Here is a 23,556-nt window from a genome sequence, read left to right on the forward strand (position 1 = left end):
GCGTTCTATAAACGCGAATACGGCGTAGACATCGACCCTGACACAGAAGTCGCCGTGCTTGGCGGCACGAAGATCGGCCTTGTGGAACTGCCGCTCGCCTTGCTCAACCCCGGCGATTTGCTGCTGCTGCCGGATCCGGGCTACCCGGATTATCTGTCGGGTGCCCCGCTTGCCGAAGCCCGATTTGAAACGATGCCGCTGAAAGCGGAAAACAATTTCCTGCCGGATTACGCAGAACTTTCACAGTCGGCCAAAGACCAAGCTAAATTGATGTACTTGAATTATCCGAATAACCCGACCGGTGCTGTCGCCGACGATCATTTTTTCAATGAAACCGTCGAATTCGCCAAGTATCATGGAATTGGCGTCGTCCACGATTTTGCATATGGAGCGGTTGGCTTTGACGGCATAAAGCCTCCGAGCTTTTTGCAGGCAACAGGCGCAAAAGAGATCGGCATCGAAATGTACACCTTGTCCAAAACCTATAATATGGCTGGCTGGCGCATCGGTTTTGCTGTCGGCAACGCCAAAATGATCGAAGCATTGAACATCATCCAAGATCATTTATTCGCTGGGCTGTCGCCTGCCCTGCAACTTGCCGCTGCTGAAGCTCTGACTGCTAGCCAGCAATGCGTCGTAGAACTGAACGACACATACGAAAGCCGCCGCAATGTATTGAAGGCGGAATGCGAGCGCATCGGCTGGCATATTGAAGCACCAAAAGGATCTTTCTTTGCCTGGCTCCCCGTGCCAGAAGGCTTCACAAGTATGGAATTCACAGATCTCCTGCTGGAAAAAGCCGATATTGCCGTAGCTGCAGGGAGCGGCTTCGGCGAAAGTGGAGAAGGCTATGTGCGGGTCGGCCTGCTCGTGGACGAAGCCCGCATCGTGGAAGCCATCCAGCGCATCGAAAAATTGAGATTGTTTGTATGACCTGATAGAAAATCAAAAAAAGGAGAGCCCCTCGGCTCTCCTTTTGCTGTTTAATCGGTATTCAGATTGACGCTGAATTTCATATCCCAATAGACATCCGAACTTTGCGGGTTGTCCTGGCGCACTTCCACCGCGATGATGTTTTCACCATCTTTGAGGTTAGCCAATTCGGCTCCATCGAGCGTAATGCGCGTTGATTTATTCTCCGGCGGGATATTTTCCCTGTCAAGATCGTTCAAATGGTCGTCATAGCCAACTTCCCCGTCCGCCATATTATAGCGTCCGATTTCTTCGCCGTTCAGATAGATGATTGCTGCGTCATCCGCTTCCAGGTCAATGATGCCGTAATTGCCGATTGCTTCTGCATCATCGATATCAAACGATGTCCGGAAATAGGAAGTTGCGTATTTATCGAATTCATCTTCCCCATAATCAATGACGGTCTGGATTTCACCGAAGGGCTCGCGTTCATCGCCTTCCGGATAACCAAGCGGCGAAGGACCCGATTCCCAGCCGCTATCATCGAAGCCAGGCTGCATCCAGTCGGATCCAGGATCGCTGCCATCGTCCAAATAAGTCCAGTCGGATTCTGCTTCCACTAAGGCCGTTTCAGCATGCTCCACAATTGACAGCAGGACCGGTTCGGTTGTCAGGTTTTGGCCATCAGCCGCTACTTCTGCCCATATTTCGACTTCTCCAGGCTCGGCGTTTTCCGTTATGTTGACATTCCCTGTCGGAGAAATCGAAACGGCACCTTCCGGGTCTGTACGGTAAGTGATATTTTCTCCAAAAAGGTCATATTGTCCGCCTTCTGTATTGGTGCCGGCAACATCAAGAACAACTTCCGGGTAGAAATCGGTCGGTTCAGTCGGCAAAATCGTCCCTGTCGCCGTCAGAACCGCTTCGCTCAGACCTGGAACTTCGACTTCAATGGAACTGTCTTTGACGATTTTGTACGTGTCAACCAGTTCCATCGTATCCGTCCGGTACGTGGTGAATTCCAGGCTCGTCGGCGTCACTGCCACATTCATGAATGTCGGCACTTCGAGCTGTTCCCTGACGGCTGAGTAAGGCTCGGGATCTTCATTCATCGGGTAGAACTTACTGCCGCTTGCCGAGTTGCCAGTCAGGTAAATCGTCCCTTCAGGATTGATGACCGCCCCATCTTCAATCATATGGTTTTTCAGCGGCTTAAATCCTTTCATTTGATGCGACCTGACATACGAATGGTCATGGCCCATCAATACAGCGTCGAATTCAAGCCGGTCAATTGCCGGTACGAGCTGCTCTCGCAAGCCAAGGACATGGTCGCTCGTTGAATGCACGGCAGCACTGTAAATCGAATGGTGGAAAACGAGGAATTTCCATTTAAAGTCCTGGCCTGAAGTTGCTTCTATCGTTTCTTCCATGAACCGGACATGTTCTTCACCGTTTGTTTGGTTCGAATTCAGATTGACGAATAACGCATCTCCATAAGTGAAATAATAATTGCCGCCCGAACTGTCGTAATTTCCCAGCTCTGCATTCTGATTCGGCACATTAAAATGGTATTCGTAGAAAATCGTATTATCGTGGTTACCGATCGTTGTGGCTGTCGGCAAGCGCTTCAGCGCATCAGGTGCAAAATATGCTTCGTATTCTTCTTCAGAATTGCGGCTCTCAACTTGATCTCCAGCGGATTGAATAAAACTCGTCATCGGATATTTGTCCAAAGCCTTTTCCAAAGTTTCGTTCCAGCCTGCTATATCCGCTTTCAAATTTCCGGAAGCTCCGATTTGCGGATCCCCCATCAACAGGAAATTATAGGAATCGGTTTCCTGGGTATGGAAGCTGTATGTCTCGCTCCAGTTGCCGTAGCCGTCGCCCACCCGGTAGATGTATTCAGTAGAAGGCTCAAGACCGGATATAATCGCTTCGTTGGATGCGTATCCGGTGGAAGCGATATCCAAATGGGCCATGCTCTTTTGGACAGCTGCAGCCTCAGTGCCGGCAGCGAAACGGCTTCCCGCTTTGGCATACTCGACAGTGCCAGAGTTGCGGGTGTCAGGAGAATACCATGAGAAGTTCATTTCTTGCTCATTGCGCCCTGGAGCGAAGGCAATCGAACTGACGAGGTAGCGCGATGCATCGGGAAAGACAGTCGGTCCGCTCCGGTCGAGCAGCAGGTAGAAACGGTCATATTGCTCTTTATAGCTGCCCGAGAAATTCAACAGCTCTTTCGACAATTGAACGTTTCTTCCTTCCATTTCAGCGCTTTCCGCCAATGCCAGCCCAGTTTTGGATTCGCCATCTGCTGCTGCACTTTCTGCCCCCGACAAGCATATGAAGCTTAATAGGGCTGCCGCTCCAATAAATTCAACTACTTTGGATTTCAAGGGAATCAGCCGCATCGTCTTCACTCCAATTCATTGATTTCTTTCATCTCTTCCGCAGCGAACTGCCGGTATGCCGATAACTTCCGGAAAGACACCAGTTGTTAAAAATTGGATGAATTGCATTTGGCATACTCGTGACTTAAGGAGAATAATATTAAAATATAAGAGAGCAAAAATACTCAAATATCTGTTGAAATAAAGATATATAAACCCTAACAAAATCCATATATTGTAATCTTAATTCTTAAAACCAAAATTCAACATTTATTAATTGACTTTTCAGACTTTTATTATATCCTACACTGTTTATGGATAAAAAGAAACCTCTTTGAATAGGAAATATGTACTTATTAGACGGTATTCCATGTAAAAAGTTCGCCGTTTTGTCAACTTTCCAATAACTTTGGCGACACCTTAACAATAGCGTCCGTTTTATCATTTGATCCATCAGCATGGGAACCAAAAGAAAAAGCCTGGTAACCTACCAAGCTTCTCGAAAAAAATTCTATAAGAAATCATTTTATTTCATTCAATCGCACCCAGATTCTCAAAAGGCTCAAGGCGCAACTTCACTTCTCCAATGATTGCATGGTCGAGCACGAATCCGATTTCTCTTGAATCTACACTGTTCAGCCGATTGTCGCCCAGCACAAAATATGCCCCGCCAGGCACCGTGAATTCCCCAAAATTCTCCGTCAGCTTTTCCAGTCCCTGCTCGCGGGCCAGATTGCGGTTTTCCTCCAGGTAAACTTCTTCTACAGGCGTGCCGTTCAGGATCAGCCGGTCGTCGGCCATGCTGATTCTATCTCCCGGAATACCGATTACACGCTTGATGAAGTTCCTGTCCCCGGGGGTTTTAAAAACGATGATGTCAAAGTTCTCGATATCGCTGAGTTTCACGATCAGGACTTTATCGGCTTCCTGGAAAGTAGGCATCATCGATGTGCCGTGCACTTCTACAGGCTCGAAAAGAAATTGGCGAGCCAAGAGCACGATCAAGGCGGTGAACAAAAGGATTTTCATCCAGGCAATAAGTTCTCGAACTGCGCCTTCAGCCATCTCTTCCCCCCCGTTCTGCATAGTACATCCATTTTACTACAGCCAAAAGCGCTTGCACATTCGTTTTGCTATTCATTATCCGGATTGCTACAATTGTGTAAATATTAAAAATAGGAGGACTAATGCATGAAAACTTTGTCGACAAATCACGTCATCTACAGCTTTTCCCATTTGAACGAACCGGTCATGAAAGTACAGCCAGGCGATACGGTGGCCATCGAAACCTACGATTGTTTCCAAAACCAGCTGCAATCGGCCGAACAGGAAGTCGCAGCCATCGATTGGAATGAAATCAATCCTGCTACCGGACCGATTTTCATAGAAGGCGCAGCCATCGGAGATTTGCTGAAAGTGACCATCGATGAACTTGAAATCGGCAGCCAGGGCGTCATGGTGACGGGTCCCGATTTAGGGGTCATGGGCCATCGCTTTGAAAAAATGGAATCGAAAATCATTCCGATAAAAGACGGCAAAGCGATTTTCAACGACCAGCTGCACATCCCTTTGAATCCGATGATCGGTGTAATCGGTGTAGCACCGGACGGTCCGCCGATTTCTTGCGGCACTCCCGGAGCGCACGGCGGCAATATGGATACGAAATTGATCACAAAAGGCGCAACGCTCTACTTCCCGGTATTTGCTGAAGGCGCGCTGTTCGCATTGGGAGATTTCCACGCTGCCATGGGTGATGGTGAAGTCAGTGTCTCCGGCGTTGAAGTGCCGGGACGCGCTACTGTTACATTTGACGTCATCAAAGGCCTGCATTCAAAATACCCGATTCTCCAAAACGATGAGGGCCTCACCCTCCTTGTGTCCGCCATGACACTTGATGAGGCAGTCAAAATTGCGGTGGAAGAAACGATCGACCTGTTGCTTCCTCATACGGATTTGAGCGTCAGCGACATGACTATGCTGATGAGCGCCGCCGGCCAGGCACAAATCAGCCAAGTCGTCGATCCACTCGTAACGGTGCGCTTTTTCGTGCCTCATTATGTGCTTGAGTCGCTGGACATCAAATTATTCGCTTAATGTGTTTTATTTAGCCTTTTAAGAGGCTTGACGGCGTCAGAATCGTCCGACTTTTGAGCCGCACGGCTTTTTATGTTACACTCAAGAAAAACTTGTAGGTGATAAGAATGGTAGGAAGAAATGACCCATGTCCTTGCGGCAGCGGAAAGAAGTATAAAAAATGTCACGGGAAACAGCAAACGGTTTCCATCAATGACTTGGTAAACGACGAATTGTTCAAAGTACGTCAGCAATTTTTCTCGGACAACCCGAATCAGGAACAGCTTCCGGCGTTCCGTGAACTTCAGCAGCAATGGCAGCCTCGTTTGATGCAGTCAATGGCGGAAAACGATGCACAAGCTTTTGTCATCGAAAATTTCCTGTTCATGCAAAAGCCTGAACTTTGGGCAGACTTTTTAACAAAACAGATCGAAGCGGCTCAACGCCCGACGACGAAGGAAGTTCTTGAAAACTGGAAAGATGTAAAAGTGTTCCTGGGCCAATTTGTTGCCGGAAACGAAACGTCTGCACAATTTAAAGATGCTTTTACAGGCGAAGTCTTTAAAATGACTGACCAGCCTCCGACAGATATGCAAGACAACCAGGGATTATTGGCCATCTTGCTGCCAGATGCACGCATCGGCGAAGAAGGCGCATTGTTCTTGAACGGCTATTTGACGGTTGTCGGCGAATTCACTCCGTTCTTTGAGAAGTTGAAAGCGCAAATGGCTTCTGACAACGCTACGGACGGCCCAGCTTATCTGCGCGACAATTATTTGGCGGTCGTTGAGATGATCGTCAAATACTCGACGGGCTCAGTGGACGAGAGCGTTGAGCTCTCCCCTGAACACCAATCGGTCATGGACGAGCTTAATAAGCACGTAGAAGGGGCTGACTTCGATGCCGAAACAGTCGATAATGTGACGAGCATCCTGAACAGCTACCTGGTGAGCCAACAGCCGACTGTCCAAAAGCCTGAAGCACTTGTTGCCGGCTATTGGAGATTCCTGCAGGACCACGAATTGATCAAAGGGCCGATGTTAGCGCCTAAAGACCTCAGCGAAAAATTCGGCGTTTCATCAAGCACCATCTTAAAACGTTCAAAAGAGTTCGGTTCTTATTTCGAAGAACTTTTGGCGAAAAATTAAACAGCAAAAAAGCGCGGCTGCGGCTGCGCTTTTTTTGTAGAATTTTGCTGGCTTTTATTCGCTTTATGCACATTAATCCAGGCTTTTCTGTGTGCTATGGGGATAAAAACGGCTTTTTTCTTCCCCTTTGTGACTTATCAACATGTTGATAAGTTTTTGCGGCTCATTGTTTTCCACAGAAAAAGGTTCCGGGCAGTCCCGGAACCTTTTTTATGACCTTGGCGTTTTTACACGCAATTTACGGTGCTCCCGGCGGGCAGGTGCACTTTCAAAAAATAACTTTTCCCCTGGCGACTCGGCTATCACTGCCGGGACCTGCGCAGGTTTGCCGTCATCTCCCATTGCGACCATCGTCAAAAACGATTCGGTTGTCAGCCGCTCTTCCCCAGTCTGCAAATTATGTGATTTCACACGCACGTAAACTTCCATTGACGTTCTGCCAGTAGATGTCACATTCGCTTCAAGCTCCAGTACATCCCCGACGTGTGCAGAAGACAGAAAGTCAACCGAGTCAATCGACGCCGTCACTACTTGTTTGCGGGAATGTTTCATAGCGGAAATTCCAGCAATCTCATCAATATAGGCAAGCACCTTGCCTCCGAAAATCGAGTTCATATGATTCGTATCCGGCGGCAACACCAGTTTCGTCTGGATGGTCCGCGATTCCTTCATCGGCCTTGCTTCCATTTTCAACAACCCTTCCTTTTGCTTGCAGTTTTTAAATACGCTTCCCTTCTATGATATATTACAAATAAGGGGGAAGAGCAATGACAGAATTATTGAGAATCTTGAACACACCTGAATTCCAATCCAAACACACATTGAAAGACCAATTGCGGGAACTTGGAATAAAAGCCGGCGACGCACTTATCGTCCATTCATCGCTGAAGTCGATGGGCTGGATTGCAGGAGGCCCACAGGCGGTCGTTGAGGCATTGATGGAGACAATTACCACAAATGGCACCTTAGTGATGCCCGCGCAGTCTGCGGACAACTCAGACCCTTCTTATTGGATGGCACCGCCCATCCCGGAAAATTGGCATCAGCCATTGCGAGATGAACTGCCGGCATTCGATCCCCACCTGACGCCAATGCGCGGCATGGGCAAAATCGCAGAATGCCTGCATCGCCACCCGGATACCATCCGCAGCCCGCATCCAGCCCATTCCTTTATCGCTTGGGGAAAAAATGCCGCCCATTGGATGAACGATCAGCCGATCGAAAATTCTTTCGGACCCGGTTCGCCGCTCGGCAAAATGATGGAAGCCGATGTGAAAATCATGCTGATTGGCACCGGCTTTGATTCGTGCACTGCTTTGCATTACGCAGAGTTCGTCCAAGAAGACCGGACCACATCGCCACAAGGCGCAGCCATCATGAAAGACGGCGAACGGATCTGGCAGCCCTTCGATTGTGTCGATATGGATTCTGAGCGTTTCCCCGAAATCGCCAAAGCGTATCCGGGCCCGATCGAAACCGGCCAGCTCGGCCAAGCGGAAGTCCGGATCGCCGCTATGCGCCCCCTTGTCGAATTCGGCATCGAATGGCTGAAGGTCAACCCTGCCCTAAAAGAAGAAGAGCCATCATAAAAGCCCGTCCATTGGAGCGGGTTGCCCGGCCATCTAAAAATGGCGAGGCAGCCCCATACAAGGACGGGCTTTTATGTATAAACGATTTCATCTAAAAGATTTTCGAGGCGGACATTACTGGAATTGAACGAATCCACGAACGCATTGATGATTTCAGCAGGTTCGGCTATATTCTCCCAATCCAGCTGATAGCCGGCGTTCAAGGCTAGCTGGCGGGCAAATTCCCGAACAGTCCGTCCATTGCCTTCACGGAAAGGATGCAGGGCATTCAGTTCTGCTAAATAATGCGCAAGTCGCGGAACAAACTCGCTGCGCGGCAGGTTTTTCAAGTAGTTATCCTGTTTGAGTTCCGCAAAGATCCTGCGCAATTCCGCATCGATGAACTTCGGATGCGCGAAAGACGAAGACCCTTTTGAAATCATTTCTTTTCGCAATTCGCCGGCAAACGGATAAACATCCTGCAGAATGGAACGGTGGATGTCGATAAAAGCTTCCATATCAACAGGATCCGCTGGTTGTTTGATGCGCAATTCAGATAGCCGGAACAGCGTATAGACTTTTTCCAGCTCTTTCAGCTTTTCTTCATCCATCAAATTGAAAAGGTTGACCAGCACTTCCGACTCCGGGTAGCAATACATGGAGCTATGCTGATATTTAGACATTGAATTTCGATTTGATGGCCCGGTGGAATTGAGCTTCCGTCCGTTCGCCAGTCAACACCGACCTCACAAACTTCTCATCCTCGTGGGTTACATCAAAGCCTTCAGTCACTAGAGAATGGGAAGCATAAGAAATTGCATGGCTGGCTTGTTCATGGGAAACACGGTTAACTAATTTCGTCAATTTCATGACCACCTTTCGTCTCCCAATCATACCATTTTTCCGCCCTTTTTTCCAGCTCCAACCCCTATTTCATAAGGTTTTCAGCGTTTTTTTCGCACACAAAAACCGGATGCCAAGGCACCCGGTTTTCTTTATGCCTGCTGCTGCAGTTCTTTGGTTTCTTCCGCTGTAAAAGGCCGGGATCTCGTTAAAAACCGTTTGCCTTCCACGCCTTCCAATGAAAACATGCCGCCGCGCCCATTCACAACATCAATGATCAGCTGCGTGTGGCTCCAGTAGTCGAATTGGCTTTTATGCATATAGAATTTGCTGCCGCCGATTTCGCCGAGCAGCACGTCCTGGTCGCCCAAAAACAAATCGCCTTCCGGATAACACATCGGTGCGCTGCCGTCACAGCAGCCCCCCGACTGGTGGAACATGACCGGCCCGTGTTTCTTTTTCAGCAATTCAATCAGCTCAAGCGCCGCTTCTGTTGCAATTACACGTTGGACCATCTTAATCCCTTCTTTCTTGATCAAAAGAACCCTTGTTTGTCATCGCTGTAGCTGACCAGCATATTTTTCGTCTGCTGGTAATGGTCAAGCATCATTTTGTGGTTTTCACGCCCGACGCCGGACATTTTGTAACCGCCGAATGCTGCGTGTGCAGGGTATTGGTGATAGCAGTTTGTCCAAACACGCCCAGCCTGGATGCCGCGTCCGAAACGGTAAGCTGTATTCGTGTCGCGCGTCCAAATGCCCGCTCCCAACCCGTATAACGTATCGTTAGCGATTTCAAGCGCTTCTTCTTTTGTTTTGAATGTTGTAACCGAAACAACCGGCCCAAAAATCTCTTCTTGGAACACGCGCATCTTGTTATGCCCTTTAAAGACCGTCGGCTTGATATAATAGCCTTCTGCCAAATCGCCTTCAAGCACATTGCGGTCTCCGCCAATCAATACTTCAGCGCCTTCTTGCTTGCCGATATCCAGGTAAGACATGATTTTTTCCATTTGCTCCTGTGAAGCTTGTGCGCCCATCATTGTTTCTGGGTCAAGCGGATTGCCAATTTTGATTGCAGCAACGCGTTTCAATGCACGCTCCATGAATTCATCATAAATATCTTCTTGAATCAGAACGCGTGAAGGACATGTACATACTTCACCTTGGTTCAAAGCGAACATGACAAAACCTTCAATTGCTTTGTCCAGGAATGCATCGTCTTCATCCATGATGTCTTTGAAGAAGATATTCGGCGACTTCCCGCCAAGCTCCAACGTAACCGGAATCAGGTTTTGTGATGCGTATTGCATGATCATACGGCCTGTTGTCGTTTCACCCGTAAATGCCACTTTTGCAACGCGCGGGCTTGACGCAAGCGGTTTGCCTGCTTCTAATCCAAAGCCGTTGACAATATTCAAGACGCCTGGCGGGATCAGATCGCCTACCAATTCAGCCCAGACAAGAATGCTTGCCGGAGTCTGTTCAGCAGGTTTCAAGACGACGCAGTTACCAGCTGCTAGTGCAGGAGCAAGTTTCCAGACAGCCATCAGCAACGGGAAATTCCACGGAATGATCTGGCCTACGACGCCCAGCGGCTCATGGAAATGATAAGCTACTGTATCTTCGTCTATTTGGCTGATCGAACCTTCTTGCGCACGGATAACGCCGGCGAAATAACGGAAATGGTCAATCGCTAAAGGAATGTCGGCATTTAAGGTTTCACGGACAGCTTTTCCGTTATCCCATGTTTCCGAGACTGCCAATAATTCCAGGTTTTCTTCCATGCGGTCTGCAATTTTCAATAACATATTCGAGCGGACAGTAGTTGACGTTTTGCCCCACGCTTCTTTAGCCGCATGAGCAGCGTCAAGTGCAGCTTCCACGTCTTCAGCTGTCGAACGCGCCACTTCTGTGAATTTTTTGCCGTTTACTGGAGAAACATTATCAAAATATTGGCCTTTCGCCGGAGCGCGCCACTCTCCATTTATATAGTTTTCGTACCTTTCCTTGAAAGAGTGTTTCGCGCCTTGCGTGTTCGGCATCGCATATTCCATTACCATTCTGTTTCCTCCCTTTTCTCTTTTATGCCCTGACTTGTATACGCTTACATTCTTCCTGAAAAAGAATGCTGCCTAACAAGAAACAGCTTCCCTTCTATATTGTCAAAAAAATTAGATAATTGCAAGCCTTATGGATAAATTATAGGCAACATTTCACATCGTTTTGTTTATTCGGCGTGAAGGGTATACTATTTATATTAAAAGAAATAAGCAATGAAGGGATTTTATGTATGCGAATCAATAAGTTTTTAAGTGAAACGGGCATCACCTCGCGCCGCGGCGCCGATAAATTCATCGAGGCTGGCCGCGTCACGATCAACGGCCAGCCGGCGGAGCTTGGCAGCAAAGTCGGGCCGCACGACGAAGTCCAGGTAGACGGCAAAGTCATTGAACAACCGGAAGAAGAATACGTCTACATCGCCCTCAACAAACCCGTGGGCATCACGAGCACGACCGAGCGCCATATCGAGGGAAATATCGTAGATTTCGTCAACCATCCTTCCCGCATCTTCCATGTCGGAAGGCTCGACAAAGATTCTGAAGGTTTGATCCTGCTGACGAACGACGGCGACATCGTCAACGAGATTCTGCGCGCAGAGAATGAGCACGAAAAAGAATACATCGTCAAAGTGGATATGCCGGTAACAGAATCCTTCTTAAAGAAAATGGCGGAAGGTGTCGAAATTCTCGATACAAAAACGCTGCCGGCCAAAGCTGAGAAGATTTCGAAATTCACATTCCGCCTGACAATCCGGCAAGGTCTGAACCGCCAGATCCGGCGCATGTGCCAAGCGCTCGGCTATGAAGTCCGTGATTTGAAACGGGTGCGCATCATGAACATTCACCTCGGCGGCTTGCCGACAGGCGAATGGCGGAATCTGACAGATGAAGAACGCAATGAACTGTTCCGCGACCTCGACTATAAACCGAAACGATAGGAGACAGATACATGCTGACATTACAGAACACCCCTAACCACGCAGGCGTTAAGATCAGCGGCGATTATTTCGACCTTGAGGAATTGAACAAAGCGATCTACCATGTGATTGGCGATGAAAACAAATACCTCCATTACACCGGCTCACGCACCCGGATCCTCGGGATTTGCCATGCCATTCGCCAAGCCGCGCTTGGCGAACGCAATGTGGAAACCGTTTTTAACGGCTTGACGGACCACGCAAAAAAACAAAAGAGCTTCATCTCACCTGACAAAAATATCTATTTCTCGACAGAAGTGCTGTGGCCAGAAATTTTATACGCGGCCGTCGCTTTAAAAGACTTTGTGCGCCTGCACCGCGAAGACGCCGCATTTCCGGACTGGGAGCCGGAAGTGCACGTCATCACCCATTTCCAGTCGCTTGTATTGGATTGCCTCCACGGCCAAGTGCCGGAAGCGGAATACCAGGTCATCATGAAGACGTTCAGCGATACTGCGCCCGTCCGGGATTATGCCGTCCAATACATTGATTTCCTTAATTTAAAATACATCGACATGGCGAAACAGCAGCGCGAAAATGCGTTGTCTTCTGTCGCGATGAAAATCGCCACTCAAGACAGTGATTACAACGCGTTCCGCCAGCAAGTGCTGGCAGCGGCAACTCCATCCAAAAAAGCCATACATGAAATTCAATTTAAAGCCGATTATCCCGAAAAAATTGATTGGTAACAAGAAAAGCGGAAACGGCCGTTTAGGTCCGAAAGGCGTAAGATGGATTGGCGAAGCGGCGTATTTTCAGCCGCACAGCTAAGCCAGCTTACGACCCGAGGACCTGGCCGTTGCAGCTGGACAACATGAAAAGCGGGAGCGCCAGTGTAAATTCACACTGGCGCCCCCGCTTTTCTCAACGCTTAATTTGAAGCACCATGAAATCGCTGACTTCTTCCGCCCGCAAGCTATGCCTTTCCCCTGGAGCCATATGAAGCAGATTATGCTGCGATACTTCGACTTCCCTGCCTTCTACCGTAAAAATCACTTTCCCTCTTTTCACAATGATGAGAACGTCCGCATCCACTTCATGCTCCGCAACGGTCTGACCGATCTGCAGCTGCATATTCACCACATTGGTGTCATTAAAACTCAGCACTTTTTCGATATGCTTATGTGTCTCGTTCAGATAATAAGGTGTATCTATCAATTCCATGCCGGTACCCTCCTTTTACACCAATTAGTTCGACACAAAAACCCGAATTCCTCTGCTAAAGGAATTCGGGTTTGCGTTCTTTCTTATTCAACCAATTGGATAAACTGTTTTGTCCGTTCATTCTGAGGGTTCTCAAAGAACGTTTTCGGATCTGCAGATTCGATAATGACGCCTTTGTCGAGCATGATGACACGATCTGCTACTTCTTTGGCAAACTTCATTTCATGCGTGACCACAACCATCGTCATGCCTTCTTCAGCAAGTTGCTTCATTACTTGAAGAACTTCGCCGACCAGTTCAGGGTCAAGTGCTGATGTCGGTTCATCAAACAGCAGCACTTTCGGTTCCATCGCAAGTGCACGTGCAATCGCTACCCGCTGTTTTTGGCCGCCGGACAACTTGCTCGGATAAACATCCGCCTTGTCGCCGAGGCCTACTTTCTCAAGCAGCGCTAAGCCTAATTGCTTCGCTTTTGCCTTATCCATTTTCTTTACGATAATGGGTGCTTCAATCACATTTTCCAAAACCGTCTTATGCGGAAACAGATTGAAATGCTGGAAAACCATTCCGACTTCTGCCCGGATGTCCGGCAATTTATCTTTTTTTGGATCGATGGTGTGCCCGTCAATCGTAATCGTCCCGCTGTTCATTTCTTCTAAAAAGTTGAAGCAGCGCAGAAGCGTACTTTTACCTGATCCGCTGACCCCCACAAGAACTACCACTTCCTGGGGCTTTACATGCAGATCGATGCCTTTCAGCACTTCCAAATCACCAAAGGATTTATGGATGTTTTCGCCAATAATCATGATCTTAACCCCCTCACACTTTGTCGACGTCCAGCCTGTTTTCATACCATCTGACGATGTACGTGAAAATCATGACCAGGACTAAATAATAGAAACCTACAACGATGAATGTTTCAAACTGTTTGAAAGAACTTGCTGCTGCCCGGTTTGCTACCGAGAAGAGCTCTGCTACCCCGATCATCCATACCAAGGAAGAATCCTTCAAAGTGATGATAAACTGATTGCCAAGCGGCGGAATAGAACGGCGCAGCGCCTGCGGGAAAACAATTCTCCGCATCAACTGATTGTTCGTCATGCCGAGTGCCCGGCTCGCTTCTGTCTGTCCGCGGTCAATCCCTTGGATCGCTCCACGGAAAATCTCAGCGATGTATGCACCGTTATGGACTCCAAGAGCCAGCGCTCCTGCCCAGAAATTATCCAAAACTACGATTTGCGTAATCCCGAAATACAGGAACATGATCTGCACCAGTAAAGGCGTCCCTCGGATAACTGTAATATATAGATTTGCGATGCCTTGCAAAATTTTGGATTTCGATATTTTCATCAATGCAAAGGCTATACCCAGCACTGTTCCGAGAACAACGGAAATTGCTGTCAATTGGAGCGTAATGATGACGGCATCCAAAAATCCCGGATAAGTGGTTATAAAGATATCAAATATTGTTCGAATGCTCTCCATGGCAATTCTCCTCTCCGTTTAGCGCAGAATTTCGATTCCTTCTGTATCCACTTCGAGGAGGTTAGTACCGAACCATTTGTCCGAAATTTCCGCGTAAGTGCCGTCTTCAACAATAGCAGCCAACGCTCTATTGATTTCTTCTAAAAGAGCTTCGTCTTCCGGGCGCACAGCGATCGCTGCTTCTTCAATCCACAGGTTTTCGCCAATGTCCTTGATTTCAAGACCGGCTTTCTGTGCTTCAAATCCGACAACGTCAGAAGTGATGACCGCGTCAACACGTCCTGGCACCAATTCCTGCAAAGCGACAACGTCACTATTGTAGTACTGGATATCATCAGTAAACTCTTTTGCAGCCGGCTCGTAAGTTGTTTGTGCTACAATCCCGATTTTCTTGCCTTCCAAGTCTGCTGGTTCCTTGATTTCCGTGTTGTCTTCAGCAACCCAGATTTTCCCGCCTGACAAATAGTATGGATCTGAGAACGCTACTGTTTTCGCGCGTTCGTCTGTAATGGCCATCGAACCTAGTACTGCATCATACTTTTTGCCGATTAGGCCTTGGATGATGGTTTCGAACGGATTTGTTACCGGATTGTGTTCCAATCCCATCTCTTCGGCCAAAGCTGCACCAATTTCAATATCAAAACCTGTTTGTTTTCCGCCTTCTTCATAGTTGAACGGTTTGTAAAGTCCGCTGGCTGCAGTTGTGAACTTACCCTCTTCCAGCAAGCCCAGCTCGTTTCCTTCGCCTTCAGTGCTTGATCCTCCCGAACCGGCTGAGTCTTCTGAACCTCCACAAGCTGCCATAAGCATCCCTGCTGATAGAATTACACCTAAAAATGATAATTTCTTTTTCATATTGTTCTCCCCTTTTCGTTTATTATGATTGACCAAAGCGCCTGGGCGTTTCGGGACTTGCCAGTAGGTTGAGCGTTCTTTTTATAAAAATATGTCTTTCTCTTTGTATACTGCTTCGACCTTTATCAAATTCCCTTTTACCTTGGCATGCTCCTTTACGTAAACGAAGCGCATGATGGAAGTCAGCAAAGCGTGGACAGCCGTGTAGGAATCGATGTTCAAATTGGAATTCAATGCGACTGGCAGCAGGATATTCGCATATTCCCCTGCAGGCGAATCACTGGAATCTGTCAGCACAATCACTTGTGCATTCCGCTTTTTCGCTGTACTTAGCGTATCAATCAGTGCCCGCGTATACCGAGGAAATGCAAATGCAATCACAATGTCGCCTTCTTCGATCTTCGCCAGCTGGCTGTAATACCGCCCTTCGGAAGAAACAATCATTTCCGTGTGGCCCAGCGTCATGTCCAGCCAGCCCGAAAACCAATGCGCCAGCCCGAAATCGAAAAAATTGCTGGTGACGTAAATGTGTTTTGCGGAACTGATCATGTCGACTACTTGAAGCAGCTTTTCTTCATCAATGGATTGTTTGAGTTTGACGATGCTTAAAATATCCGCATCCAGCAAATTCTCCAAAAAAGATTGATCCGCTTCAGGTTCAAGCATTTCCTGCTCTGCCTGCACCAGCCTTTCTTCCGCTAATTTCCGCTGAATCACCTGCTGAAATTCAGCATATCCTTTGTAGCCAAGCTTCTGCGTCCAGCGAATCACCGTTGACTCGCTGACGTTCACCCGTCGCCCTACTTCAAGAGCAGATGAAAATGCCAGGAAAATGGGTTCTTGCACAAATAAATCCCCCACTTTTTTTTGGCCAGAGCTGAAATCTTTATATGCCCCCGAAACTTTACGCAGTATTTCCTGCACGCCTATCGCCTCCAACACAAGAACTTACTCAAATACCTATAAAAAGTATACTACCTTGCAGGGAACCCTGCAATACTTTACTGAATATTAGCGGAAGACTTTCATTTATATTTATTCTAAAATTACGTATTTTACTCAATTTATGGCGTTTTTTATGCATTAATTATGTATTTTTTTTAGCAGGCGCCGTATGGAGCGGACTGGAAATACAGCTTTATAGAAGGGTTGTTATGAAATCCATTTTAAAAATGGGGATTTTTTTTGCAGGAAATACTTCAGCCGACTATTTCCTAGAGAAAATCCCACGCCTGGCTAAATTGTAAACCTAAATTTTTCACGTTTATTGATTTTAAAGGATTTCTCTTAGAGGACCCGAATTAGGAAGAGAAAGCAATGAGCGGAAAACGCCAGGACATGAAATAAAACATAAGTATTGTATAATAATTGTATAATATTAGTATCGGAGTGGTTGAATGTGAAATGGCAAGACCGGATTTTCTGGCTGTTTATCGTGTGGTACAGCATCGGAATTGTTTTATTAAGTTTTGATTTATTGCCTTGGTGGCTGGAATGGGCAAATGCATTTTTCCTGATGCTTGCCGGAACACTCGGCTTCCTTTATTTTTATCATCTGTTCGGAAAAAAAGCTGGCATTTCGTTGGGCATTTTCATTTTCCTGTTTACGTTTATCGTTGAAGGGGCTGGCGCAGGTACAGATTTCCTTTTCGGCTCGTACGACTATACAAAAAGCTTCGCGCCCAATCTATTTGGGGTGCCGATTGCTATCGGCTTCGCCTGGCTGATGGTCATGGCGACCACCCACGTCCTTGCAAGCTGGATAATACCTTCCGGGGGGCTTTTATACGCTGTTGTCGGTGCGATAGGTGCTGTCATCATCGATTTGATCATCGACCCTGTCGCTTTTCTGCTGAAGGAATATTGGATTTGGCAAGATACCGGCATTTATTACGGCATCCCGTGGACCAATTTCACTGGTTGGTTTACCGTCGCTTTCGTCCTCCACTTGCTCATTGACTGGCTGATGAAACGGCAGGGCATCCAAACCCGCTCTTCCATTCTTGAAAAACGGATGGCTCTCTTATACATATTAATTACCGCTATGTTCGTGCTGCTTGGCGCATTGGGCGGTTTGTGGCTTGCGGCATTGCTGACCACCACCCTTGCAGCCGGATTCACAGCATTGGCCTGGAGAAGGAGACGCGTATGATTCCCGCGAAAAAAATTTATTTATTCGATAAGGGATTTGAATTGTATTTGAATCCGCTGCTTCGCCGATCTTTTTCGGGTCTTCTCGGCCGCGGCATACAAAAGCCGCCGTCAAATCCTGTAATCTTCATCGCCAACCACAGCTCCTGGTGGGATGGGCTCTTATTCTTTTTCCTGAACCGTACTGTATGGAAGCATGACATCCACATGATGATGGACGAAAAAGGATTGGTTCAGTACAGCTTTTTCCGTTTTCTCGGCGCATTTTCCATTAATCGTGCAAAACCGAAAGATATACTCGCTTCGCTGCAATACGCAGAAAAGCTGCTGAATAGCGGAAAAACAGTTGTGCTATTTCCGCAAGGCGATGAATTCCATCAAGAAAAGCGGCCGCTCGGCTTTAGTGCCGGCATCACCTATTTGATGGAACGCTGTCCGGACATTCCGGTTGTCCCGCTCAGTTTCTATTATTCGTTCCGCCATGCCCAAAAGCCGGAAGTGTGGATGCTGCAGGGACCTGCGTTCCGTTTGGCTGATCTTTCCAGCACCAGCCGAAAAAATCAGACTGTTGAAATCGAACAACTTTCCACCCAGCAGCTCGATGAGTTAAAGCATTTTGCAGTGGCGGAAGATACGGCCGCATTCGTAGACTTATTAAAAAGGAGGAAATAGCATGTTCTTGTTCATCGGTGCACTTGTATTTTTTTTGCTGTGGACGATCTTTAACAGCTTTTTTCTTCCTTTGCTGCCATCCAAGGCGAACTTGTCTTCAGCCCCGCTCATTTCAGTGCTGATTCCGATGCGCAATGAAGAACATAACGCCGAAACTTTGGTGGCTTGCCTGAAAGCCGCGGATTATCCGAGTATGGAATTCATCATTTTAAACGACCAATCGACAGACCGTACCGGCGAGATTCTTTCCCGCCTGACAGCTGGCGACAGCCGTTTCACGCTTTTACAGGGGCGGGAACTGCCAGCAGGCTGGGTCGGAAAAGTCCATGCCTGTCACCAATTGCAGCAGCATGCCCAAGGAGAATACCTGCTGTTCATTGATGCCGATATCCGCTTTGTTCCGGAGGCGTTCGGACAAGCGTTGTCGTTGATGCAGCAAAAAAACGCGAAATTATTGTCTGGTTTTCCTGCGTTCGATGTGCCGCCTTTCTTGAGCAAACTATTGGTGCCAATGCAGCATTTCGTTGTCTTTTTCCATCTCCCGCTGGCAGCCGCCAATTGGACGAATATCCCATCTACAACTGCCGCCAACGGCATGTGGATGATGTTCGAACGCCGAGCATACGACAAGATCGGCGGCCATGCTGCCGTGTCGGATTCTCTCGTGGAAGACGTCCACATTGCGCGCTTGATGAAGGCTTCGGGCATGAAGATGCTACTCGCCAATATCACCCGGTCGGTGCGCTGCCGGATGTATGACACAAACCATGACGTATGGGAAGGCTTCTTGAAAAACAGTTATGCAGGCATCGGCCGTTCGCCTTTGATGGCAGCTGTCTTAAGCCTATTTTATAGCGCGTTTTACGTAGCTCCGCTGTTTCTGCTGATGTATGGCATGCTGACAGCCAATCCATTGTATGCTATCCCTTACGCATTAACCGTATTGCAGCAGCTTTACGTCATGCTCAGAACCCGCCAGCATTGGTATTTGGCATTTCTGATGCCGGCGCAGGCAGCTGCAATGATTGCTGTGCTGCTCCATTCCATGTGGAAAGCATGGCGCAAAAAACCGTATTCCTGGAAAGGCAGGCAGTATTCATGAAAAAAGTGATTATTATCGGCGGCGGCCTTGGCGGTCTTGCGTCAGCTGTTACGTTGGCGCATGCCGGATTCCAGGTGCATTTATATGAGCAAAACGCTCATCTCGGAGGTAAATTAATGCCGGTTTCATTGGGCAGCTATACGTTCGACTTTGGACCGAATACCATCACGATGCCGCATGTATTCAAAGGAATCATCGAGCAGACCGGCGAACGGGCAGAAGATTATTTCGAACTTCTTCCGCTCCGCTCCCATACCCGCAACTATTTCCAGGATGGTTCCACAATCGATTTTTCTTCAGACCCGGAAAAGATGGCTGCCGAAATTGCTCGTTCGTCTGCAGCCGACGCCGCCAATTACCCAAAATTCCTGAAGGAAATAAGCCGCTTATATACGTTATCCGAACGTTATTTCTTCCCAGCAACGTTTCAATCCTGGAGAGATTACCTTTCTCCTTCTCTGGGCCGCGCCTTGCTGCAGGCGCGGCCGGCAGAAACCTTGGATCATTTTTTCAAGCGTTATTTCTCAAACCCGAACATGCTGCAGGCTCTTGGCCGCTACGCAACTTATATCGGATCTTCACCTTATAAAGCGCCTGCCACTTTTGCGATGATTGCCTATCTCGAATTGGTAGAAGGCGTTTATTACACGAAAGGCGGCAATGTCCGCATCGCAGAAGCTTTCGCGGCTGTCGCCAGAAAGAACGGCGCTGTGCTGCAGACCGGGACCGCCGTAGAGCGGATACTGGTAGACAACGGCGGCGTAAGCGGCGTGGAACTGGCAGGCGGCGAGAAAGTCGTGGCCGATCTGGTCATTTTAAACGGCGATCTCTTGAGCGCATATCCTGAATTGGTGGATGAAAAGCTTCGCCCCTCCTTCCCGGATGCAAAAGCTGCCCGCTTTGAACCTTCCATTTCGGCATTCGTCATTACCGCCGGGCTGATAGGCCATGCACCGGAACTCAAACACCATAACGTATTTTTCTCCGGGGATTACCGGCAAGAATTTGCCGACCTGTTCGCCCATCAGCGCTATAGCGACGAACCGACCGTCTATATCAGCAATTCCTCCTTCACCGACCCATCCGTATCTCCGGATGGCAGCAATTTATTCATATTAGTCAACGCACCTGCCCTGACAAAGGACGGACAGCTGCAAATCGATCCTGAGCAATACAAAGAACGCATCTACGATTTTCTGGAAAGCTACGGCGTAGAGATCCGCAGCCGCCTCGCTGTGGAGAAGGTTTTTACCCCTTCTTTCATCAAGGAGACGTTCGGCTCGTGGCGCGGCGCACTTTACGGCCCATCTTCCCACCGCAAAGCGGATGCATTCCTGCGTCCTGCCAATGCCAGCCCGGACATTGCCAATTTATACTTCATCAGCGGCAGCACGCATCCAGGCGGCGGTTCTCCGATTGTCACAATGGGCGGACAAAACTTGGCAAAACGCATTATCAAGCAGCATAAATAAAAGGCTTCAGCGCGAATCTGCGCTGAAGCCTTTTTTATAAGCAAGCCAGGATGGCCTGTTTCGATTCATCTGATACGAAATGTTTTTCTTTGAATACATTATAGCGCTTGTCGCGGATTGCCGACAAAATCTCCCGATACACAAGGCCCGCCCCTTTTACAGCAATGCGCGAGGACAAAGGGTATTCATGGATGGTTTCAAAAGCATGCTCATAATATTGTTCAGCTTGTTTGGCAAGGTCTTCCCAGACCTCGACAAACTCTCCGCTGACTTGCCCATTATGCAGATCCGCATCGGCAAGGCTGTATTTATGCAAAACTTCATTCGGCAAATAAATTCGGCCAATTTTCAAATCTTCTCCGACATCCCGCAAAATATTCGTGAGCTGCATCGCGTAGCCCAGGGAGACCGCGCCTTCTTTCAGCACAGCCGTTTTGCCTGGTGCAAGAATCGGAAGCAGCATCAGCCCGACGCTGCTCGCCACGTGGTAGCAATAGTCCAGCAGGTCTTCAACTGTCTCGTAGCGGCTGAAAGATAAGTCCATTGCCTGGCCTCTCAGCAGGCAGGAAAATGCGTCTGCATCCATATCGAAGGTTTGGAACACATCCGCCAGCGCAACCCACATCGGATTTTCCGGATTGTGCTGGCCTTTCAAGAATTGCTGGAACTCCTGCTCGAACTTTGCAAGTTCTTCAACGGGGTTATCCCCTTCATCGACAATATCGTCAGCGAGGCGGCAAAATGCATAAACTGCCCAAACCGCTTTCCGTTTTTCCTTTGGCAATAAAGAAAAGGTTTTGTAAAAACTCTTGGAATTGGCAGCAATGACTTTTTCACAATAATCGTAAGCTTGTCTTACTTCCATCGTGGACCGCTCCCTTCACTGATGAACTCACTTTGGACTTGCTCGGCCATGAGTTTCGCTCCTTGCATGACAATCGGGATTCCACCGCCTGGATGCACGGACGCTCCCACTGCGAACAAGCCCTGGGTTTTATACGGCTTGACCTGCGGACGGAAAACCCCTGATTGGAACAGCGTCGGCCCAATGCCGAAACTGCCGCCTTTGAACAAGCCGAACGCTTCCGCATCTGTCGGCGTCCGGATTTCCATCCACTCCGTCGCCGCCTTTAAACCTGGAAAAGATAATTGCTCCGCGCGTTCTATGATTTGATCGATCCATTCCGTTTCCGAAGCCCAATCGACCGTTGAGCCAGCAGGAACAGGCACCAACATATAAAGGACGCCTTTCCCTTCCGGAGCAAGTGAACGATCCACTTTGGAAGGGTGGAATGTATAGAACGCAGGGTCTTCAGGAAGTTTCTTATCACTAAAGACATTTTTCATATGGTTTTCATAACTGCTGCCAATGAAAAATTGATGGACATTAACATCTTCATAGACCTTGTCGAGCCCGAAGTACAACAATACGCAACCGGAAGAAGGAACAAATTCCTTCTCTTTCTGGCCGGGCAGGACAGATGTAATTGAAGGAAAGTCTCCATTATAAATTACGCCGTCAAAAGCCTGAAATCCTTCTTTTGTTTCAATTCCTTTGACAACATCGTCATCAACGACAATGTTTTCTACTGGGCAGCCGGTATGTATCTCAGCATTGGGGCGCTTCCGAAGTTCCTTTTCAAGAAGCGGGATCAAACTGCCGTAGCCGCCTTTCAAATAATGCACGCCATGTTCATGCTCGCTGAAAGGCACTAAAGAATACATGGCAGGCGCATTGAAAGGGTCTCCCCCGATATACAGCGCCTGCAATGTATAAGCCAATTGAAGCCTTTCGTCTTTAAAATAATTGGACATCAGCTTTTTCACAGATTGCTGCGGCTTCAGCTTCAGCAGCTTTTTCACATTCCCAGGTGTCCAGAAATCGCTTTTTTTGACAAAAGAATGTTCCAAAAAGGTGGAGCTTCCAATTTCAAATCGTTCTCTGCCTTCTGCCATGAATTTCAGGAAGCCTTCCTGTTCTCCCGGAAACACCCGCTCCACTTCTGCGGCCTGGCGTTCGATATCCGGATATTTGGTGTACACTTTGCCGTCCGGATAACGGATTGTATACAATGGGTCGCAGAGCAGCAATTCATATTCGTCATCGCTGATTCCGGCTTCTCCCAGCAGTTTGCGGAACATTTCCGGCAACAGCACAATCGTCGGCCCTTCGTCGATCCGGAAGCCGTCTCGTTCAACGAACGTTAAACGGCCGCCCAATTTTTGCTCTTTTTCAAAGATGGTGACATCGAAGCCTTGGCGCGTTAAGAAAAGCGCTCCCATCAAACCGCCGACGCCGCCTCCGATAATGGCAATTTTCATGAAAAGCCCTCCAATACCGGCAAAGGCGAAGTCGGAACAGGTGCTTTGCCGTATTGCTCGAAAATGCCATTCGCTGTAATGCGGGCAGATTCCAAGATCGTCGGCAACCCACTTCCGGGATGCGTACCGCCGCCAACCAGCCAGCAATGATCCAGTTCTTCGAATTTATTATGGGGACGGAAAATCATCATCTGCGACAATTGATGGCCCAAGTTGAATGTTGCGCCTTTGTAAACAGAATAATCGTGCTCCCAGTCGAATGGCGTCAATAGCTGCTCTTCTACGATATGGTCGCGGATCCCTTTAAATTCCGATTTTTCTTCAATGATATCCAGAACAAGTTCACGGAAAGCACCTTTT

The 23,556-nt window shown here is 48.1% G+C and carries 24 protein-coding genes and 1 pseudogene; 10 read left to right on the forward strand and 15 right to left on the reverse strand.

Annotated features, from left to right (window positions below):
* The coding region (locus EGV91_RS05425) for an aminotransferase class I/II-fold pyridoxal phosphate-dependent enzyme (protein WP_135501445.1) at window positions 1-933 on the forward strand (933 nt) is incomplete at its 5' end.
* Between the two features lie 50 nt (window positions 934-983).
* Here the strand turns inward: EGV91_RS05425 and EGV91_RS05430 are convergent.
* Both EGV91_RS05430 and lepB read right to left on the reverse strand, forming a co-directional pair.
* On the reverse strand, window positions 984-3,323 hold the full coding sequence (locus EGV91_RS05430; RefSeq protein ID WP_135501447.1) for a purple acid phosphatase family protein: 2,340 nt from the start codon (window positions 3,321-3,323) through the stop codon (window positions 984-986).
* A gap of 510 nt (window positions 3,324-3,833) precedes the next feature.
* The gene (gene lepB / locus EGV91_RS05435; RefSeq protein WP_135501449.1) at window positions 3,834-4,367 is read right to left on the reverse strand and encodes a signal peptidase I; all 534 of its coding nucleotides are present in this window, start codon (window positions 4,365-4,367) and stop codon (window positions 3,834-3,836) included.
* Window positions 4,368-4,493: 126 nt separating this feature from the next.
* Between lepB and EGV91_RS05440 the strand changes: the two genes are divergently transcribed.
* Together EGV91_RS05440 and EGV91_RS05445 are read left to right on the forward strand one after the other, a co-directional pair.
* A complete protein-coding gene (locus EGV91_RS05440; RefSeq protein WP_135501451.1) occupies window positions 4,494-5,396 on the forward strand; it encodes an acetamidase/formamidase family protein in 903 nt (300 codons plus the stop codon).
* Between the two features lie 107 nt (window positions 5,397-5,503).
* On the forward strand, window positions 5,504-6,523 hold the full coding sequence (locus EGV91_RS05445; RefSeq protein ID WP_135501453.1) for an SEC-C metal-binding domain-containing protein: 1,020 nt from the start codon (window positions 5,504-5,506) through the stop codon (window positions 6,521-6,523).
* A gap of 210 nt (window positions 6,524-6,733) precedes the next feature.
* On the opposite strand, the gene EGV91_RS05450 is transcribed toward EGV91_RS05445, so the two are convergent.
* A complete protein-coding gene (locus EGV91_RS05450) occupies window positions 6,734-7,210 on the reverse strand; it encodes an acyl-CoA thioesterase (RefSeq protein WP_135501489.1) in 477 nt (158 codons plus the stop codon).
* Window positions 7,211-7,290: 80 nt separating this feature from the next.
* Between EGV91_RS05450 and EGV91_RS05455 the strand changes: the two genes are divergently transcribed.
* Window positions 7,291-8,112, forward strand: a complete 822-nt coding sequence (locus EGV91_RS05455; protein WP_135501455.1) for an AAC(3) family N-acetyltransferase — start codon at window positions 7,291-7,293, stop codon at window positions 8,110-8,112.
* 71 nt (window positions 8,113-8,183) lie between these two features.
* On the opposite strand, the gene EGV91_RS05460 is transcribed toward EGV91_RS05455, so the two are convergent.
* From EGV91_RS05460 to adh, 4 genes are all read right to left on the reverse strand, one after another.
* Window positions 8,184-8,774, reverse strand: coding sequence for a Fic/DOC family protein (locus EGV91_RS05460; RefSeq protein WP_135501457.1), 591 nt, complete (start codon window positions 8,772-8,774; stop codon window positions 8,184-8,186).
* A complete protein-coding gene (locus EGV91_RS05465; RefSeq protein WP_135501459.1) occupies window positions 8,767-8,955 on the reverse strand; it encodes a hypothetical protein in 189 nt (62 codons plus the stop codon). The genes EGV91_RS05460 and EGV91_RS05465 overlap by 8 nt, the downstream gene beginning before the upstream one ends.
* A gap of 131 nt (window positions 8,956-9,086) precedes the next feature.
* On the reverse strand, window positions 9,087-9,449 hold the full coding sequence (locus EGV91_RS05470; RefSeq protein WP_135501461.1) for a DUF779 domain-containing protein: 363 nt from the start codon (window positions 9,447-9,449) through the stop codon (window positions 9,087-9,089).
* Window positions 9,450-9,469: 20 nt separating this feature from the next.
* Window positions 9,470-10,990, reverse strand: a complete 1,521-nt coding sequence (gene adh / locus EGV91_RS05475) for an aldehyde dehydrogenase (RefSeq protein ID WP_135501491.1) — start codon at window positions 10,988-10,990, stop codon at window positions 9,470-9,472.
* A 236-nt stretch (window positions 10,991-11,226) separates the two neighbouring features.
* On the opposite strand from adh, the gene rluF reads away from it, so the two are divergent.
* Window positions 11,227-11,934 (forward strand): 23S rRNA pseudouridine(2604) synthase RluF, encoded by a 708-nt coding sequence (gene rluF, locus EGV91_RS05480; RefSeq protein ID WP_135501463.1) that lies wholly within the window; start codon window positions 11,227-11,229, stop codon window positions 11,932-11,934.
* An 11-nt stretch (window positions 11,935-11,945) separates the two neighbouring features.
* The gene (locus EGV91_RS05485) at window positions 11,946-12,662 is read left to right on the forward strand and encodes a DUF6904 family protein (protein ID WP_135501465.1); all 717 of its coding nucleotides are present in this window, start codon (window positions 11,946-11,948) and stop codon (window positions 12,660-12,662) included.
* A 175-nt stretch (window positions 12,663-12,837) separates the two neighbouring features.
* Here the strand turns inward: EGV91_RS05485 and EGV91_RS05490 are convergent, their stop codons facing one another.
* The 5 genes from EGV91_RS05490 to EGV91_RS05510 form a co-directional block, all read right to left on the reverse strand.
* A complete protein-coding gene (locus EGV91_RS05490) occupies window positions 12,838-13,137 on the reverse strand; it encodes an AraC family ligand binding domain-containing protein (protein WP_135501467.1) in 300 nt (99 codons plus the stop codon).
* 83 nt (window positions 13,138-13,220) lie between these two features.
* Window positions 13,221-13,943 (reverse strand): amino acid ABC transporter ATP-binding protein, encoded by a 723-nt coding sequence (locus EGV91_RS05495; protein WP_135501469.1) that lies wholly within the window; start codon window positions 13,941-13,943, stop codon window positions 13,221-13,223.
* Between the two features lie 13 nt (window positions 13,944-13,956).
* Window positions 13,957-14,622: an amino acid ABC transporter permease gene (locus tag EGV91_RS05500; protein ID WP_135501471.1), complete on the reverse strand. Its 666-nt coding sequence runs from the start codon at window positions 14,620-14,622 to the stop codon at window positions 13,957-13,959.
* Between the two features lie 18 nt (window positions 14,623-14,640).
* Window positions 14,641-15,477 carry a transporter substrate-binding domain-containing protein gene (locus tag EGV91_RS05505; RefSeq protein ID WP_135501473.1) on the reverse strand — a complete coding sequence of 279 codons (837 nt, stop codon included), beginning with the start codon at window positions 15,475-15,477 and terminating at the stop codon, window positions 14,641-14,643.
* 81 nt (window positions 15,478-15,558) lie between these two features.
* Entirely contained in the window at window positions 15,559-16,401 is an 843-nt protein-coding gene (locus EGV91_RS05510) for a MurR/RpiR family transcriptional regulator (protein ID WP_135501475.1), read from the reverse strand.
* A gap of 475 nt (window positions 16,402-16,876) precedes the next feature.
* Here EGV91_RS05510 and EGV91_RS05515 point away from each other — a divergent pair, with 475 nt between their 5' ends.
* Genes EGV91_RS05515 through EGV91_RS05530 form a run of 4 tightly spaced genes read left to right on the forward strand, consistent with a single transcriptional unit; the run spans window position 16,877 to window position 20,874 of the window.
* Window positions 16,877-17,629, forward strand: a complete 753-nt coding sequence (locus EGV91_RS05515; RefSeq protein ID WP_241666111.1) for a carotenoid biosynthesis protein — start codon at window positions 16,877-16,879, stop codon at window positions 17,627-17,629.
* Window positions 17,626-18,300 carry a lysophospholipid acyltransferase family protein gene (locus EGV91_RS05520; protein ID WP_135501479.1) on the forward strand — a complete coding sequence of 225 codons (675 nt, stop codon included), beginning with the start codon at window positions 17,626-17,628 and terminating at the stop codon, window positions 18,298-18,300. The genes EGV91_RS05515 and EGV91_RS05520 overlap by 4 nt, the downstream gene beginning before the upstream one ends.
* 1 nt (window position 18,301) lies before the next feature.
* A complete protein-coding gene (locus EGV91_RS05525; protein WP_135501481.1) occupies window positions 18,302-19,402 on the forward strand; it encodes a glycosyltransferase family 2 protein in 1,101 nt (366 codons plus the stop codon).
* Window positions 19,399-20,874 (forward strand): phytoene desaturase family protein, encoded by a 1,476-nt coding sequence (locus EGV91_RS05530; RefSeq protein WP_135501483.1) that lies wholly within the window; start codon window positions 19,399-19,401, stop codon window positions 20,872-20,874. Before EGV91_RS05525 ends, EGV91_RS05530 begins: the two co-directional genes overlap by 4 nt.
* 34 nt (window positions 20,875-20,908) lie before the next feature.
* Here the strand turns inward: EGV91_RS05530 and EGV91_RS05535 are convergent, their stop codons facing one another.
* The 3 genes and pseudogenes from EGV91_RS05535 to EGV91_RS05545 form a co-directional block, all read right to left on the reverse strand.
* Entirely contained in the window at window positions 20,909-21,739 is an 831-nt protein-coding gene (locus EGV91_RS05535; protein WP_135501485.1) for a phytoene/squalene synthase family protein, read from the reverse strand.
* Window positions 21,730-23,196: a phytoene desaturase family protein gene (locus tag EGV91_RS05540; RefSeq protein ID WP_135501487.1), complete on the reverse strand. Its 1,467-nt coding sequence runs from the start codon at window positions 23,194-23,196 to the stop codon at window positions 21,730-21,732. The genes EGV91_RS05535 and EGV91_RS05540 overlap by 10 nt, the downstream gene beginning before the upstream one ends.
* Window positions 23,193-23,556 (reverse strand): annotated as a pseudogene (locus EGV91_RS05545) (phytoene desaturase); the annotation flags it as partial. The gene EGV91_RS05540 and the pseudogene EGV91_RS05545, both read right to left, overlap by 4 nt.

The sequence above is a fragment of the Planococcus koreensis genome, assembly GCF_004761975.1.
In the GTDB taxonomy this organism is placed as follows: Bacteria; Bacillota; Bacilli; order Bacillales_A; family Planococcaceae; genus Planococcus; species Planococcus koreensis.

Coding starts and splice junctions, on each gene's coding strand:
- EGV91_RS05430 (WP_135501447.1), bottom strand. CDS start 3,323: ATGCGGCTGATTCCCTTGAAATCCAAAGTAGTTGAATTTATTGGAGCG.
- lepB (WP_135501449.1), bottom strand. CDS start 4,367: ATGGCTGAAGGCGCAGTTCGAGAACTTATTGCCTGGATGAAAATCCTT.
- EGV91_RS05440 (WP_135501451.1), top strand. CDS start 4,494: ATGAAAACTTTGTCGACAAATCACGTCATCTACAGCTTTTCCCATTTG.
- EGV91_RS05445 (WP_135501453.1), top strand. CDS start 5,504: ATGGTAGGAAGAAATGACCCATGTCCTTGCGGCAGCGGAAAGAAGTAT.
- EGV91_RS05450 (WP_135501489.1), bottom strand. CDS start 7,210: ATGGAAGCAAGGCCGATGAAGGAATCGCGGACCATCCAGACGAAACTG.
- EGV91_RS05455 (WP_135501455.1), top strand. CDS start 7,291: ATGACAGAATTATTGAGAATCTTGAACACACCTGAATTCCAATCCAAA.
- EGV91_RS05460 (WP_135501457.1), bottom strand. CDS start 8,774: ATGTCTAAATATCAGCATAGCTCCATGTATTGCTACCCGGAGTCGGAA.
- EGV91_RS05470 (WP_135501461.1), bottom strand. CDS start 9,449: ATGGTCCAACGTGTAATTGCAACAGAAGCGGCGCTTGAGCTGATTGAA.
- adh (WP_135501491.1), bottom strand. CDS start 10,990: ATGGAATATGCGATGCCGAACACGCAAGGCGCGAAACACTCTTTCAAG.
- rluF (WP_135501463.1), top strand. CDS start 11,227: ATGCGAATCAATAAGTTTTTAAGTGAAACGGGCATCACCTCGCGCCGC.
- EGV91_RS05485 (WP_135501465.1), top strand. CDS start 11,946: ATGCTGACATTACAGAACACCCCTAACCACGCAGGCGTTAAGATCAGC.
- EGV91_RS05490 (WP_135501467.1), bottom strand. CDS start 13,137: ATGGAATTGATAGATACACCTTATTATCTGAACGAGACACATAAGCAT.
- EGV91_RS05495 (WP_135501469.1), bottom strand. CDS start 13,943: ATGATTATTGGCGAAAACATCCATAAATCCTTTGGTGATTTGGAAGTG.
- EGV91_RS05500 (WP_135501471.1), bottom strand. CDS start 14,622: ATGGAGAGCATTCGAACAATATTTGATATCTTTATAACCACTTATCCG.
- EGV91_RS05505 (WP_135501473.1), bottom strand. CDS start 15,477: ATGAAAAAGAAATTATCATTTTTAGGTGTAATTCTATCAGCAGGGATG.
- EGV91_RS05520 (WP_135501479.1), top strand. CDS start 17,626: ATGATTCCCGCGAAAAAAATTTATTTATTCGATAAGGGATTTGAATTG.
- EGV91_RS05525 (WP_135501481.1), top strand. CDS start 18,302: ATGTTCTTGTTCATCGGTGCACTTGTATTTTTTTTGCTGTGGACGATC.
- EGV91_RS05530 (WP_135501483.1), top strand. CDS start 19,399: ATGAAAAAAGTGATTATTATCGGCGGCGGCCTTGGCGGTCTTGCGTCA.
- EGV91_RS05535 (WP_135501485.1), bottom strand. CDS start 21,739: ATGGAAGTAAGACAAGCTTACGATTATTGTGAAAAAGTCATTGCTGCC.
- EGV91_RS05540 (WP_135501487.1), bottom strand. CDS start 23,196: ATGAAAATTGCCATTATCGGAGGCGGCGTCGGCGGTTTGATGGGAGCG.